This is a genomic window from Coleofasciculus sp. C1-SOL-03, from assembly GCF_040220555.1.
GTDB lineage: Bacteria > Cyanobacteriota > Cyanobacteriia > Cyanobacteriales > Coleofasciculaceae > Coleofasciculus.
The window spans coordinates 47,954-63,770 of record NZ_JAVJUO010000131.1; the positions used below are offsets into that span (position 1 = coordinate 47,954).

At 48.0% G+C, this 15,817-nt stretch carries 12 protein-coding genes; 2 read left to right on the forward strand and 10 right to left on the reverse strand.

Annotation, left to right across the window (positions count from 1 at the left end):
* The first annotated feature begins 263 nt into the window (after positions 1-263).
* A complete protein-coding gene (locus tag RIE73_RS20440) occupies positions 264-1,436 on the forward strand; it encodes a glycosyltransferase (RefSeq protein ID WP_446402927.1) in 1,173 nt (390 codons plus the stop codon).
* 32 nt (positions 1,437-1,468) lie between these two features.
* On the opposite strand, the gene RIE73_RS20445 is transcribed toward RIE73_RS20440, so the two are convergent.
* The 7 genes from RIE73_RS20445 to psaC form a co-directional block, all read right to left on the reverse strand.
* Positions 1,469-2,410 carry a glycosyltransferase gene (locus tag RIE73_RS20445; protein WP_446402928.1) on the reverse strand — a complete coding sequence of 314 codons (942 nt, stop codon included), beginning with the start codon at positions 2,408-2,410 and terminating at the stop codon, positions 1,469-1,471.
* Positions 2,411-2,445: 35 nt separating this feature from the next.
* Entirely contained in the window at positions 2,446-3,438 is a 993-nt protein-coding gene (locus RIE73_RS20450) for a glycosyltransferase (protein ID WP_446402929.1), read from the reverse strand.
* 12 nt (positions 3,439-3,450) lie between these two features.
* Positions 3,451-4,401, reverse strand: a complete 951-nt coding sequence (gene hpsE / locus RIE73_RS20455; RefSeq protein WP_446403052.1) for a hormogonium polysaccharide biosynthesis glycosyltransferase HpsE — start codon at positions 4,399-4,401, stop codon at positions 3,451-3,453.
* A 323-nt stretch (positions 4,402-4,724) separates the two neighbouring features.
* Positions 4,725-5,708 carry a hormogonium polysaccharide biosynthesis glycosyltransferase HpsE gene (hpsE, locus tag RIE73_RS20460; RefSeq protein ID WP_446402930.1) on the reverse strand — a complete coding sequence of 328 codons (984 nt, stop codon included), beginning with the start codon at positions 5,706-5,708 and terminating at the stop codon, positions 4,725-4,727.
* A gap of 194 nt (positions 5,709-5,902) precedes the next feature.
* Entirely contained in the window at positions 5,903-8,566 is a 2,664-nt protein-coding gene (gene clpB, locus RIE73_RS20465) for an ATP-dependent chaperone ClpB (RefSeq protein ID WP_446402931.1), read from the reverse strand.
* Positions 8,567-8,771: 205 nt separating this feature from the next.
* Complete coding sequence (gene glmS, locus RIE73_RS20470; protein ID WP_446403053.1) at positions 8,772-10,730, reverse strand: glutamine--fructose-6-phosphate transaminase (isomerizing); 1,959 nt, start codon at positions 10,728-10,730, stop codon at positions 8,772-8,774.
* 292 nt (positions 10,731-11,022) lie between these two features.
* The gene (gene psaC / locus RIE73_RS20475; protein ID WP_006616272.1) at positions 11,023-11,268 is read right to left on the reverse strand and encodes a photosystem I iron-sulfur center protein PsaC; all 246 of its coding nucleotides are present in this window, start codon (positions 11,266-11,268) and stop codon (positions 11,023-11,025) included.
* A 227-nt stretch (positions 11,269-11,495) separates the two neighbouring features.
* On the opposite strand from psaC, the gene RIE73_RS20480 reads away from it, so the two are divergent.
* Positions 11,496-11,801, forward strand: a complete 306-nt coding sequence (locus tag RIE73_RS20480; RefSeq protein ID WP_446402932.1) for a DUF3288 family protein — start codon at positions 11,496-11,498, stop codon at positions 11,799-11,801.
* Between the two features lie 99 nt (positions 11,802-11,900).
* Here RIE73_RS20480 and RIE73_RS20485 read toward each other — a convergent pair whose 3' ends face one another.
* From RIE73_RS20485 to bchI, 3 genes are all read right to left on the reverse strand, one after another.
* Entirely contained in the window at positions 11,901-13,304 is a 1,404-nt protein-coding gene (locus tag RIE73_RS20485) for an MlaD family protein (protein ID WP_446402933.1), read from the reverse strand.
* Between the two features lie 167 nt (positions 13,305-13,471).
* The gene (locus tag RIE73_RS20490) at positions 13,472-14,254 is read right to left on the reverse strand and encodes an ABC transporter ATP-binding protein (RefSeq protein WP_446402934.1); all 783 of its coding nucleotides are present in this window, start codon (positions 14,252-14,254) and stop codon (positions 13,472-13,474) included.
* Between the two features lie 257 nt (positions 14,255-14,511).
* The gene (gene bchI / locus RIE73_RS20495; protein WP_446402935.1) at positions 14,512-15,606 is read right to left on the reverse strand and encodes a magnesium chelatase ATPase subunit I; all 1,095 of its coding nucleotides are present in this window, start codon (positions 15,604-15,606) and stop codon (positions 14,512-14,514) included.
* Between the last annotated feature and the right edge of the window lie 211 nt (positions 15,607-15,817).

The window sequence follows — 15,817 nt, forward strand, 5'->3', positions numbered from 1 at the left end:
ACGAAGGAGTTATGGAATCGTTTATTTCGCAAGGGACAAGGCGGGAAAACTCAGAAAGTGAGCGTTTCCCTAGATTGGAAGTACATTTACCCTAAAGAAATGACAGAACAGGTTTTTCGGAAATAACCTGAAACTCATCAACTATCTATTAGGACATGAAAGTCCCAAGGAGCAAGACCCAGTGGTAGCAAGTTGCCTGAATTCTAACTGAATATGTGCTAAATGTAAAATACTTCCCCCATCTCCCCCACCGCCACCCCTGTATGAACAACAACATTATTATCTACCGAGACACGCTCCTACCCTACTCGGAAACATTTATTCCCGCGCAAGTGGAAAACTATGAATCCTACACCGGATTCTACGTTGGAACATCCCGGTGTCGCGGCAGAAACTATCCCCTACCTGCCCAGAGAACCCTCGTTCTCAGCGAGATGGCAAAACTCACCCTAAGACGCAAACTCTTATTTGTGATCACTGGCTTAGGCTATCCGGACTGGTTTCGTCGCCTTAGACAACTCTCACCCCGCCTCATTCATGCTCATTTTGGACCCGATGGCGTTTGGGCATTACCTATGAGGCAACGGCTGAACATTCCCCTAATTGTCACCTTTCATGGCTACGATATCACGGTTAATCAGGACACCCGCGATGATCTGAGTGACATGTTTGGTCCCCATCCCTTAACCCGTGTGTATTTCTGGCGGCGACGGCATTTATTCAAAAAAGCGCACTGTTGTATCGCCGTGTCTGAATTTATTCGCACGAAACTGATTGAAAAAGGCTGTCCCCCGGACAAGATTATCGTTCACTACATTGGCATTGATGTGGATAAATTTGCCCCTCAGCCCCACCCGTCACGTCAGCCAGTGGTGTTATTTGTGGGGCGACTGGTGGAAAAAAAGGGGTGTCAGTATTTAATTCAGGCAATGGCTCAGGTACAATCAGTACGACCCGATATCGAACTGGTGGTTATTGGTGATGGTGGACTACGCTCAACCCTAGAACAACAAGCTGCCCATGCCCTGAAACGCTATCGCTTTTTAGGGGCACAACCCTCGGATGGGGTTCGGGATTGGCTGAATCAAGCGATGTTACTTTGTATCCCCAGCGTTACCGACAGTCGCCACAATTGTGAGGGGCTACCGATAACCCTACTCGAAGCCCAAGCCATGGCGGTTCCCGTCGTCAGTTCCATTCACGCCGGAATTCCGGAGGCGATTATCCACGGCGAAACCGGTTTCTTGGCTGCCGAAAAAGACTGGCAAGGCCTAGCTGAGAATATCCTGACCTTAGCCAACAACGAACAACTCCGAAAACAGTTTGCGATCGCGGGACGCCAACAAGTCGAGCAGAAATTTAACTTAAAGCATAATACCACGAAGTTAGAAGGAATCTACGATCAGATTTTGCAGCACAGATGGGGCAGACAATGAACCATGAACAATCGACCATGAACCATCAACCCTCACCGTTTCACTGTTTTGAGTAAAGCATACGCCAGTTGAGACGGGAATATCGTCGCCAAAGCAATTTTCAACAGAACAATACTGATTATCTTGGGTCTAAGCAACCAAACCGGATCATTAATTATCGCTTGCCCAAAAAAGCGCATCGCTGTTAATCCACGCCGCCGTTCCAAACGACCTTCAATCGCTTTAAAGGTAAAATACTTGTACCGTTCTGCCAGAACCTGCCGTTTCAGATAATCCAAGGGTTCAGGTGACTGAGCCAAGGCTCGTTCAATCACCTGTAAGCTAGCCGCCTCCATTTTCCAAACATCTGTAGACATGGAGTTAGGAGAAATGCGATATAAAATTTGGGCAGAAGGGACACAAACAAATTCATAGCGAGCCGCTAGACGCAACCACATTTCCCAATCTTCTACTGCATTGAGTGACTCATCAAAGCCCCCGACTTCAGCAAATGCCTTGGCTAAAACTAAAACATTAGACCCCCCTTCTATAAAATCTCGCAAAAGCAATTTATCATAAACATTACCATTAGCTATAATGTGACCCCCTGGACGTAAAAATTGACCGGATTCATCAATCCAATCCGTCCAGCTATAAGCCACACCCGCTTGCGGATTCGCTTCTAACGCTTTGATTTGGGCTTCTAGTTTATCCGCTGTCCACAGATCATCGGCATCAATAAAGGAGATATACGTTCCGGTGGCTTGGGAAATCCCCCGATTCCGACTTGCGGCTAAACCAGCATTGGCATAAGAAAAAACCTTTAAACGGGAGTCCTTAATCTGGGAAATGACGGATAAGGTGTTATCAGTAGATCCATCATTAATCACCATCAGTTCAAAATCAGCAACGGTTTGCTGTAATACCGATTCAATGGTTTCTCTAATTGTTTTTTCGCCATTAAAAACTGGAATAATTACCGATACCAACGGCATAGTTATGTTGCTCCTTGTGTCAATTTTAGGGACAGTCAGGACGGGTCTGAACGCAGGTATCCATATAAAGCATGAACCTCAGCCAACTTGCCCAACTTAGCGAGCAACGCTTGTGCCTGCTGGGGAGGTAAGAGAGTTACAATCGTCATTCTCAACACCACTTTCACCAGTACTCGTGCTTGGAGAAGAGACAGATCATTACTAAGTGCTATCCAGAGAAACCGAGCGGCGGTTAATCCCCGTTGACGACTAGATGGTCGTTCTAAAGCATCAACAACTAAGCATTTATAACGGTTAGAAACAATATCTCTCCTCAGAGATTTTATCGATTCAGGAGCCTGATCCAGGGCTTTAGCCATCACATTTTTAAACCCTTTTTCCTGGCGTTCAACGTTATTCGACCAGGAATTAGAGGTCAGAGATTTCCGATATAAAACTTGCGGTTTTTGCACCACAGTAAATGGATAGCAGGCTGCCAATCGTAGCCACATATCCCAATCTTGACCGCCTACTAGTGATTCGTCAAAATTACCCACTTTTTCCAGGGCTTGGCGGCGGATCAATGGATTAGAACCACTGCCAATAAAATCAATCAACAATAACTTTGCCTGCACATCACCACTAGCACTAATATAAGTCCCTCGACGCCAAAATTGACCCTTTTCATCGACCCAATTTGTCCAACTATACGCCACGGCTACTTCAGGATGCGCCTGTAGTGCCTGCAATTGGGCATCTAGCTTATCGGCTGTCCACAGATCATCGGCGTCGAGAAATGCTAAATAGTCACCGATTGCTTTTTCAATTCCCCGATTACGGCTTTTTTGGGGACCTGCATTGGGATAAGAGAATACCTTAATTCGAGGATCAGGGATATTAGAAACAATCTCTAAGGTTGAATCTTGAGACCCATCATTGATAACAATGAGTTCAAAATCTGAAAAGGTTTGCTCTAAAACCGATTGAATTGTTTCGCGAATGGTTGCTTCAGCATTGTAAACGGGAATAATTACAGAAATTACTGGCATAATTAACTTCGATTAATTAGATATATTTTTTCTCCATAAATAAAAAGGACTGAGAAAGCCCCCCCAAAAAAACTCCAGCTCACAAGCCTTAATCAGATCCCGTTTTACCTGCCATCGATACATAATAATGTAGCTAATCAGGCGACGCAAGTTACCAAGCAGCGTTCGGATAAAAATCACAGGTTTTTGCCAAGGAGTGGCATTAATCATTCGCAGTTGACAGGTAGCTAACCCACACCCCCGTGAAATAGAGAGTAAATACTCCCGTTCTAATCGCCAGTGGGGGATTTGATGATAGGTATGCAAATCGGGATGATACCAAATTTCCCAGCCGGCTTTGTACATGTACAGTAAGGGTTCATAATCATCCCCCTGTATCATCACTCCCGGTAATTTACCTGTTAATGTGGGACGCGATGGCACAGTTTCACACCAGGCTTTTTTCCGCACCACTAATGAAGCTGCTGGGGGTAATCTTAAATTTTGCGGTTCAAATTGATGCGGGGTAGAACCATGTTCTCGAATCGCTAAAAAGGCTTGGATGCGTTGAAAGTTTTCCGGCGGTTCGACTTCAAAGTCCCCATGAATTTGTCCACTAAATGCACCCGCTTGGGGATGTTCCTGGGCAAATGAATAGGCTTGGGCTATCCAGTCTGGATTGGGTAAGTTATCATCATCTAAAAATCCAATTAGTTCGCCCTGCGCCGCTTGTACCGCCCGTAATCTGGCATAAGCGGCACCCTGTTGCGGTTCGAGGATATAGGTTAAGGGAACACCAAGTAGCCAATTCTCTTGATAGTCCTGCACCACTTGGATGGTATTATCGCTACTGTTATTATCAACAACAATTATTTCCCAGGAAATCTGGTCTAAATCTGTTTGCTGTCGCAGTTTCTCCAACAGCTTCGGCAAACGGCTGGCACCATTATAGGTGGGAATCGCTACGGTGAAGTCTATAGACATTGTTTGGTCATTGGTCATTGGTCAAAACACTGATTTCACGGATTTATTTGGGAGATAGGGGTAGGGAGGTGAGAGCTTATTGACACTGATTACACAGAGAATTTAGTTCTCTCATCAAGATAGGATGATTGGGATTTTAAGCGTCATTGGTCTTATGTCATTGGTCGCAGAATACTGGTAATCTTTTGGGGCGGGTTTAGTTATATTAGGGTGTTAAAGTAAACGTTAGTAGTAAAACCCGCCCCTACAATTCCCTTTTTTCTCCTGCTCCCCCTGCTCGCCTTAATCAAGCAGGATTGAGGGGTGAGTTGATTTATGCTCACCTACTTGCCTTTCAGGGTAATGATTTGGTTCTGGCGATTAAAATAGCCATTTTTGTATAAATAGAATGGACTCTCTAAACTACTCAAAACGAGTTGCCATTGACAAGCAGCGACTAAATCGGATTGGATTCCCCCCTGATATTTAAGGCGATGAATGATGAGTTTACGCAAATCGTTAACGGTATAGGCAACAAAAGCTAAGGGGCGTTGCCAAGGTTTGACACTTAACATGCGGGTGACAAAACGGCTGAGTCCAATGCCGCGCATAAAGGGGATTAAATAGTCTCGTTCTAAGCGTTTCTGGGGTATTTTATGGTCGATTTCCATGGCTGGGTTATACCAAATTTCCCAGCCGTTGAGCTGCATATAACATAACATTTCTAAGTCTTCGCCTGTCAACATATTCCCCTGAATTCTCCCGGTTAAAATTAGTTGACGGGGAACGCTGTCGAGGTACGCTTGTTTGCGGATGACTAATCCGGCTGACGGGGGTAATAACTTATTGCGGGGTTCGTAGCGAAAGGGTTGGTCACCGCGTTCGGCGATCGCTAAAAAGGGTAAGATGGGTTTTAAGCTGTCTGGGGGCGGTACTTCAAAGTCTGGGTGGATTTGACTGCCATAGGCACCGGCTTGGGGATGGGTTTGGGCAAAGTCAACGGCGGCGGCTACCCAGTTGGAGGCGGGAATGTTATCGTCGTCTAAAAAGCCGATTAGGGGGGCTTGGGCTTCTTTGACGGCTAATTGTCGGGCATATCCTGCGCCTTGTCTGGCTTCAATGCAGTATCGTAGGGGAGTGTCGGGAAAGCAGTTGTCTTGATAGGTTTTAACAATTTCGGCTGTGTTGTCGGTACTATTGTTGTCAATGACGATAATTTCCCAGCGAATTGATTCTGTTCCGGTTTGGCGGCGCAGTTGTTCGAGGACTTGGGGGAGTCGGCTTCCGCCGTTGTAGGTGGGAATCGCGACGGTGAGGTTCAGGGACATGACGGGTTAAGGGTTAAAAGTCACGTTTGCCTAGGTGATAAGCGGTTTGTTTATGGGTTTGTGGTCGGTTCTGACGTGATGACCGGCGCTAAAGCGCAACTACAAGCGCAACTATAAGCGCAATTACGAACGAGTCAAGATGCCCCTCTGCCGAATTATAACTGCATATTGGCGGAATTGGTCAGGGGTTTGGTTCAATGTACCGATTGTGGTTCTGGTAAGTTGACTGTCTCCTTTTTACTAAAGGTGAGGATGTTATCGGCACAATCGACATGGATTGTATCCCCTGCGCTGAATGTGTTTTCTAATAATTTGGTGGCGATTGGGTTTTCGAGTTCCCGTTGGATTGCCCGTTTTAGGGGACGCGCCCCATAGACTGGATCATATCCGACATTGACGATATAGTCTTGCGCCGTTGGAGATAGGTCAATGGAGATTTTCTGATCTGCTAGTAGCCGTTCAATTCGTTGCAGTTGAATCTCGACAATTTGCCGCAGTTCTTTGCGGGTTAGGGTGTGGAAGATGATGATATCATCGACACGGTTGACGAATTCGGGACGAAATTGCTTTCTTAAGGCATCGGTTACCCGTTTTCGCATCTCCTCATACTGGGCATCATCTCCCGCTACATTGAGGATATGATCACTGCCAATATTACTGGTCATGACAATAATCGTATTCCGGAAATCCACGGTTCGCCCTTGGGAGTCGGTGATGCGTCCGTCGTCAAGGACTTGTAATAAAATGTTAAATACGTCCCGGTGTGCCTTTTCTACTTCATCTAGCAATACGACTGAGTAAGGGCGGCGGCGAATGGCTTCGGTGAGTTGTCCTCCTTCTTCATAGCCCACATATCCGGGAGGGGCACCCACCAAGCGGGAAACGGCGTGTTTCTCCATATATTCGGACATATCAATCCGGATTAATGCCTCCTCACTATCGAAGAGAAACTGTGCCAAAGCCCGCGCTAATTCGGTTTTGCCCACGCCTGTGGGTCCCAAAAACAGGAAGGAACCAATGGGGCGTCCGGGATCTTTCATTCCCGCCCTAGCGCGACGAATGGCGGCGGCGACGGCTTCTACGGCTTCCCCTTGTCCAATCACTCGTTTGTGCAGATGTCCTTCTAGCTGTAAGAGTTTCTGGCGTTCTGACTCCAGCAACCGTTTTACGGGAATTCCTGTCCACTTGGCGACAATTTCGGCAATATCGGCTTCGGTGACTTGTTCTCGGAGTAAGGCGGAACCCTTTGCTTGGAGTTCCAGCATCATCGTTTCTTTTGCCTCGCGATCGCGCTGGAGTACCTCTAATTGTCCATACTTAAGTTGGGCGGCTTTATTCAGATCATAGGCACGTTCGGCTTGCTCAATTTTAACCCGGAGTTGGTCTTCTTCTTTTTTCAGGTCGTTAATTTCTTCGAGGAGTTGTTTTTCTGATTGCCATTGTCCGTTAAGCTGTTGGTGATTGGTTTCGAGTTGTTCTATTTCTTGCTCAATCCGGGCTAACCGTTCCTGAGACGACTGATAAGCACTACTGACGGCGGCGACACCCTGACGCTGACTTTCGGCTTCTAGGGATAGCTTTTCCATCTTTAGCTGCATCAGCCTGCGGTCAATGGCTTCGAGTTCTACGGGTTTGGAGGTAATCTCCATTTTCAGCTTAGCGGCGGCTTCATCGACTAAATCAATGGCTTTGTCGGGCAAAAAGCGATCGCTAATATAGCGATTGGATAGGGTGGCGGCGGCGACTAAGGCGGAGTCGGTAATCGTGACATTATGGTGAACTTCGTAGCGTTCCTTAAGTCCCCGTAAAATCGAGATCGTATTTTCTACTGTCGGTTGTCGCACCAGTACCTGTTGAAACCGTCGTTCTAAGGCGGCGTCTTTTTCAATATGCTTGCGGTACTCATCTAAGGTGGTGGCACCAATACAGCGCAATTCCCCCCGCGCTAGCATGGGTTTGAGTAAATTCCCGGCATCCATAGTCCCTTGACCTGATCCGGTACCGACAACCGTATGCAATTCATCAATAAATAGGACAATATGCCCATCGGACTGGGTAACTTCCCGTAACACGGCGCGGAGTCTATCTTCAAATTCCCCCCGATATTTCGCCCCAGCAATTAAACTGCCCATATCCAGGGAAATCAACTGGCGTTCCTTGAGGGATTCGGGTACATCTCCATTAATAATCCGTTGTGCCAATCCTTCGGCGATCGCGGTTTTACCGACACCGGGTTCGCCAATTAACACGGGGTTATTTTTGGAACGGCGGGATAAGACTTGTACCACCCGACGAATCTCTTCATCCCGTCCAATGACCGGATCAAGTTTCCCCGCTTTAGCTTGTTCGGTCAAATCCCGCCCAAATTTCTGTAGCGCTTCGTAGCGGGATTCTGGACTTTGATCGGTAACTTTTTGCGACCCCCGAATCGCCTTAATCGCGGCTTCCAGTTTGGGACTATCCAGGTCAAACCCTTTAAACAAGCGGCGTCCGATGCGTTCATCGACGGCTAATCCCAAAAGTAAATGCTCAACCGCAATATAATCATCTTGCAGGGCGACGCGGGCAGCTTCGGCATTATCCAGCATAATATCCAAGCCTCGCCCCAGATAGAGTTGGTCTACATTATTCACCTTAGCTTGGCGATTCGCGAAAGCCTCCAACTGCTGCTGAAACCGAGGTACATCCACCGACACCCGCGACAGAATCCGGGCGGCTAACCCCGCTTGTTCCAAGAGTGCGATCGCCACATGTTCAACTTCTAGCTGTTGATTGCGACAGCGGCGGGCAACGTCTTGGGATTTAACGATCGCTTCCCAGGCTTTGTCGGTAAATTTGCTGGCGTCGGTGGGCTGCATGAGTGGTTATCGAGTTTCCCTTGAATAGTATCTCCCAGTGGCAGTATAACAATCTACTCTATCGATAGTCTTCGATTTAGACTTCTCGGTCATTTATAGCCGCTACCTGGACAGGTTAGGACATGTTTTACTGTTCCCTATTCCCTATTCCCTGTTCCCTCCCCTCACCAACTCCCTACAGCAGACTCAACCTAAGGTTTGGCACTTATTCCACCGTGACTGATTTTGCCAAATTCCTGGGCTGATCCACATCTAAACCGCGCCGCGCTGCAATATGATATGCCAAAAGCTGTAAGGGCATCACGGCCAAAATCGGCGACAGTAACTCCTCTACCACAGGCACCGATAATAAAATATCAAAGGTTTGAGCGGCTTCTGGATCATGCATCGGGGTCACGCCAATCAATCGGGCATCCCGCGCCTTGGCTTCTTGGGCATTGGATAGCACCTTCTCATATACTGTACCGGGCATGGCGATCGCGACCACGGGAACTTTAGCATCTAACAGGGCGATCGGTCCATGTTTCATCTCTCCCGCTGGATACCCTTCAGCGTGAATATAGCTGACTTCCTTGAGTTTCAACGCCCCTTCTAACGCAATGGGAAAGTTAATCCCGCGTCCCAAAAAGATAAAGTCTTGGGTTTCGGCAAACTCATGGGCTAATTCTTCCAGATAATGTTCCTGACGGGATAACACCACCTCAATCTGGGAGGGAAGTTGGCGCAACCCAGCAATGATTTCGGCAATCCTTGACGGGGGTAAGGTTTGCCGTTGATAGGCTAAATCCAACGCTAAACAGTAAAATACCACTAATTGAGTAACAAAGGTTTTCGTTGCCGCCACACCAATTTCCATTCCCGCAAACGTCTCAATAATATGGGGGACTAAATGTGCCAGAGAACTTTCGGAACGATTAGTAATTCCCACCAGTCGCGGCTGATACTCTACGCCTAAACCAGTACGCCGTCGTTTTTCCATTTCTAAGGCGGCTAGGGTATCGGCGGTTTCGCCAGATTGGGTGACGCCGATGGTGAGGGTATTGCGCGTCAAGGGTGAGGGGGCATAGCGGAATTCTGAGGCATATTGTACCATCGTGGGAATTCCGGCGAGTTGTTCGATCAGATATTTCCCCACCAGACTGGCGTGCCAACTGGTCCCACATGCCAAGATCTGAACGTATTCTAAGTTTTCATACAATGACTCTGACAGTCCCAATTGTATCGGCGTGGTGGGGGATGGCATGTCTCCGGTGACTGGGGTTTGATGGGTGATGCTATCATTTTCACCCACAGACCAATCACTGCTAACATAAGCCTCTAAACAGGTTCGCACTACACCCGGTTGCTCAAAAATTTCTTTGAGCATGAAATGACGGAATCCCTGTTTTTCCACTTGGACGGGATTCCAGTTGAGGGTGCGGGGGAATTTGCGTTGACGTTCCCCGTTAAAATTATAGACTTCTGCCCCCAAGGGGGTTAACCGTGCCAGTTCGCCATTCTCTAGGTTCAACACCGCATGGGTATGGGGGACAAGGGCGGGAGTATCCGAGGCGCAGAAAAATTCCCCTTGACCAAATCCCAGGATTAAGGGAGCCTGTTGTCGGGCGACAATCAGTTCATCGGGATAGTTAGCACAAATCACCGCGATCGCAAAGGCACCGTGGAGTTGGTTCACCGCTTGGCGCACGGCGTCTAGGAAAGAACTGGGGAGGAAAGAACTGGGGTGTTGAAACTCCGGAGTTGAGGGTGTTCCGAGAAATTCGGCAATCAGGTGGGGAATCACTTCGGTATCGGTATCAGAACGGAATTCATGTCCCCGTTTCTTCAAGTCGTCCCGTAATTCCCGATAGTTTTCTACGATGCCATTTTGCACCACCGCCACGCGCTGATGGGTGTCGGTATGGGGGTGAGCATTATATTCTTCGGGTTTCCCGTGAGTTGCCCAACGGGTATGTCCAATACCGAGTCTGGCTTGGTTATCGGTGCGTTCTAGTTTTTCCCGTAAGTTATAGAGTTTGCCTTTAGCGCGAGTGCAATCAATTTTCCCTTCCCAGACGGTGGCAATTCCCGCCGAATCATAGCCTCGATATTCGAGGCGTTCTAACCCTGCCATTAAAATATCTGTCGCGGGTTGCGTACCAATATAACCGACGATTCCACACATTGAACCGCTCACTCCTCAAACATGATGCCTTCAACATCTTATGCGATACAGGCTAGAGGGCAACCCGTGGGAACGTCAAGAATCGTTACCAGGACTTACACAGACTTGACCGTTAAACCACTTATGTCGAAGGGACACGGCAGATCGTATCCCTTCTAAATTTGCCTTTTTGTATCTCCATGAAAACCTGGCAATTTCTGGTAAGGACACAGCAGCTTTACCATGCAAGCCACAGCTTGAACAGCAATGCCGCCATATCCCTACAATGATATAGATTGGTCTTAAAATACCCTTAGTAGGCAAGACCCATACTGCGGGTGGTTTCAGCGCCAAGATAAACCCGAACGCTTAAGAAATCAGTCGGACAAGCGGTTTCGCAGCGCTTGCACCCGATGCAATCTTCGGTACGTGGAGACGAGGCAATCTGACCAGCTTTACAGCCATCCCAGGGTACCATCTCCAACACATCCAGGGGACAAGCCCGCACACATTGGGTGCAACCAATGCAAGTGTCGTAAATTTTGACGCTATGAGACATAGAATAACGGCTCCAAACGAGAGTTATCGGTAATTGATTGATATTATCCCAACGCTAACCCGAATTGGGAATAGCGGGGGATACTACGATGGATTAAGGCTTAGTTTACCGCAGCCTTCTCATCTGTTTGAGCATAAAGTTACAGAACTTTAAACTCTGTAACATCTCAGGGGAACTGACCACAGACGTATAAAGAATAACGGCAAAAAAGTCAAGTCAGATTATTTATGTCATCAGTCTTAGAAAACAAAGATCAAAACCATCCCCAAGAAAAGAGCGATCGCGCCCTAGTAGATCGTCTCTTGGAAATCAAAGCCGATCCGACAGATTACCAGTTGACAGAATTGGCGCGATTACGGATTCGCTATTCTCGGTTTCCTGGTGCTAGAGAGATTCAACAGGGGCTAGAACGGATTCTCCAGCAGTGGAGTTTGACCGAAGACAGGTTATTTGAGTTAACCCGTCACATCCACAGCCAGGGTCACGTTTACAAGCAACCCAAGTCTGTCGAGAGCCAAGATGACTGGACTTAGCCATTAATGGGTTTGTAGTAGGGGCTTTAGCCTGTAATCTTGTGCCAACCCAACCGATAAAAGTGACAAGTTACTACGTAAGCCGGAGCAGTTCACCGATCACTCCGTATCCGCCGCTGACTTTTTCGGAATTGGCGGCAATTTCCTCAGGATAGGGTGATGGTGATTCCGTTGAGGTTGAGACTTAGCCAACTCCTCATCGATAGAATTGGGACTCAGTTCACGGGATTGATCCACAACATTAACCGCCGCCGTTGTAATTTCAGCACTGGCGGATTCGACAACTTGTGCTACCTCAAGTTGCTGTTCCAACTGTTCCGTAGAAGAAACAAGTTCACTCAATCCGTTGACTAACTCTTTAAAATTTTGACGGAACGCCGGATCACCGGTTAAATCTTCCAAATCCGATGTAATCTTTTGCGTATTTTCAAATGTTACCCGCGCTGAGTCTAATAGCTGTTGTAAGACTAACGCATTGCTGGGACTGTCCAGGGAATTGGAAATATCGCGTAAATCAGCAGATACCTCAGCCGCATTAGCGGAGAGAGTAGCTAAATTTTCGGAGGCGGTTTCGACGTTTTCAATGATGGTGCTGACATCCGCTTGATCGACTTGTGCATTGACCAAATCAATCGTCGTGTTGACATTTTCTAGGGTGGGTCTCAAGTCGCTTAACAGAACGCGCAACTGCTCGCTGGTTTGACCTACACTGGTTAACGTGCCGACTAAAACTGCCCGATTTCTGCTGACCAAATCATTGGTTGAGGCAATTAATCGATTCAGTTGCACGGCGGTTTGGCTAAATTGCTCTGCCGTATTACCAATGCGTTGAGTTGTCTGGGTAGCCGCTGTGGTAATCGCATCAGACGCCTGAGAAAAACCGCCGACTTCTTGACGCACGGAACGAGATAATAAGGATAATTCACCCGCAAGTTGAGCAATACCACTGGCGGCGAGGGAGGCATTTTGAGCCAGAGAGTTGATGTTATTAAAAAATTGCGGATCAGTATAGATAGTGGTTAAGCGCTCAGTATTGCGGAGAAGTTCAATAAAGCTCACCCCAATCTCACCCTGAATCTGCTCACCTTCACAAATAATCACATCCGAATTACATTCAGAACTCAGAGGCTCCATCGACTGGATATTTGAGGACAATTCCCGCAGGGGAGTAATGTCTACTGAGGTTTCCCCAATTAAACCAGATTGATTGGCTTCAATAGCAACATCCTCTGGGATCACTAAGTCTTCTGATTCAATTTCGATGGTGACATCAACACCATTGGTGGTGGCTTGAATATCGGTAATGTTGCCCACATCAACGCCGCGATAGCGCACCGTGGCACCTTCTTTCATCCCGGCGACGTTGGGAAAGTTAACCACAAAGCTGTAACTGCGATCGCCAAATTTCCACCCCCGAATCCAAACCGCCAAACCGACAAGCACGGCTAGTCCCACTAGAATTAATAAGCCAACGGAGCCTTCTCGAATGGTTCGCGATCGCATGGTTTCTCCTCACTGTACCCTTGTGTGGTGAATTGATGGGTTATCCTCATGACGGCTACCAACCCAAGCCTGGACAAATTTGTTCCCTGTTCCCTGTTCCCTTTCCCAACCAAAATGTCCCGCCTGAGACCGATAGCTTCATGACTAATGACTCCCTTACTCCCATCCTAACCAACCACCTGAATTGGTCCGCTGGTACTAGCACTGAAAAATTGTCGCACCAGAGGATTATCGGTTGTATCAATCTCGCTGATCGGACCTTGCCACTGTACCTTGCCTTTGTAGAGAAAAACAACTCGGTCGGTGGTACGGCGAATTGTACTATCTTGGTGAGTGACCATCACATAAGTCTTACATCCGCCTTCAACACATTGGAGTTGACGGACTAAATCCTCAATGACAGTAGAGGCGATCGGGTCAAGTCCAGCCGTGGGTTCGTCATAGAGTAAAATTTCGGGATTGTCTTGGGGATGATCGGGGTTCGTCATAATCGCCCGGGCAAAACTCACTCGCCGACGCATCCCGCCTGAGAGTTCAGCCGGATACTGATCGGCGATTCCGGGTAACCCCACCATCTCTAGCTTCTCATCGACTAATTCCCGAATGCGATCCTCAGACAATTTAGAATGCTGGTAAAGAAAAAATCCCACATTTTCACGGATACTCAGGGAATCAAACAGAGCGGATTGTTGGAATACCATACCGATGCCAATTGGGTCTTTGGCATCTTCAATTAAACCCGAACGCTTTTGTCCTTGCACATAGATTTCACCCCCATCCAGGGGCATTAAACCCGCCATCATGCGTAGAATGGTAGATTTACCTGTTCCAGAAGGTCCAATAATACCTAAGGCTTCGCCCTGATAAATGGTCAGATCAACATTATCCAGGATGACGTTACCCCCAAAGGACTTGGAGACTCCCTTTAATTCAATCAGTGGTTCTTTCATAAGGAACTTGTGCAAGAAGGCAGGAGGTAGAGGGCAGAATGCTCCAAGGGAAAAAACGTGTTTCCATTCCACTTTAATAGGTTCATCCCACTACCATTTCCACCTATTCCTGGGAGTCTCCCTGAAGCCCGTGCGTAGGGACGCAAGGCTTGCGCCCTTGATATACTGCGCGGGGTTACTTCGCCCCCTGGGAAATCTCAAAACCTACACCCTAGCGTCAGCCTGGTGTAGGTTGTTCACAAATCCCCAAAGACGCCTTAACGAGATCCACTCGTTGCCATGGCGGCATCGGCTTCTGATTCTACCTCCAACCCAAAGACACGACAGAAGGCTTTTTGCACCTTATAGCCTGAGTCAATCGACTCCAAGGGGTCTTTCCGCAGGCGGTGACGTAAGCACAACGTAATCACCCGACGAATATCATCCACTGTGACTTCCGTGCGCCCTTCAAAAGCAGCCAGGGCTTTGGCAGCACGATTGGTGACAATATCCCCGCGCAATCCATCCACATCCAATTCTGAGCAAACCTCAGAAATATTCACCCGCATGTCGTAGTCCATTTCCACGTCAGACAGTTGGGTCTGGGCTGTGACGATTTGCTGCTGTAATGTCTCTTGGGCTGCCTGGTGTGCTTTGATATAATCCAATGGATTTTTGTCAAACGCGGCTCGTTCCTCCACAATTTTGACCCGCAGCCCTGGCTCTTTGACGGTGCGGATTTCCGCGTGCATACCGAAGCGATCGAGGAGTTGCGGACGCAGTTCTCCTTCTTCCGGGTTGCCAGAACCCACTAACACAAAACGAGCCGGATGGCGAATGGAAATCCCTTCTCGTTCGACGGTATTCCAACCACTGGCAGCCGAGTCCAATAGCACATCAACGAGGTGATCGTCAAGTAGATTCACTTCATCCACATAGAGAATACCGCGATTGGCTTTGGCTAACAGTCCGGGTTCAAAGGCTTTCACTCCTTCGGCTAATGCCTTTTCAATATCAATTGTGCCGCACACTCGGTCTTCGGTTGCGCCCAGGGGCAAATCAACCATCGGCACTTTTTTCTTTACGGTTGGAGCAGATTGTCCTCCTCCATTACTATTCATCCAGTCCGGGTCGTTGGGATCGCTATTGAAGGGATCGTCGGCAACCACTTCAATTTCTGGCAACAAGTCAGCCAACGCCCGAATGGTGGTGGACTTACCCGTACCGCGATCGCCCATAATCATTACCCCACCAATTTTGGGGTCAATGACATTCAGCAGGAGAGCCAGCTTCATTTCGTCTTGACCCACGATGGCGGTAAACGGAAAAACAACGCGGCGGACAGTCTTAGGGGCTTGGGCAGTCAGACTCACTTTGATTACCTGATAACCGATAAATCACGCCTTTTATTGTGCCACATCGGTGGAACGTCTGGGAGATGGGGAGCGGGGGGAGCTGGGGAAGCTGGGGGAGATGAGGAGGTTAACTCAAAACTCTATTTTCCCGATTGCCCATTGCCCATTGCCCATTCCCGATTGCCCATTGTCTGTTCCCTGTTCCCTGTTCCCTGTTCCCTGTTCCCTG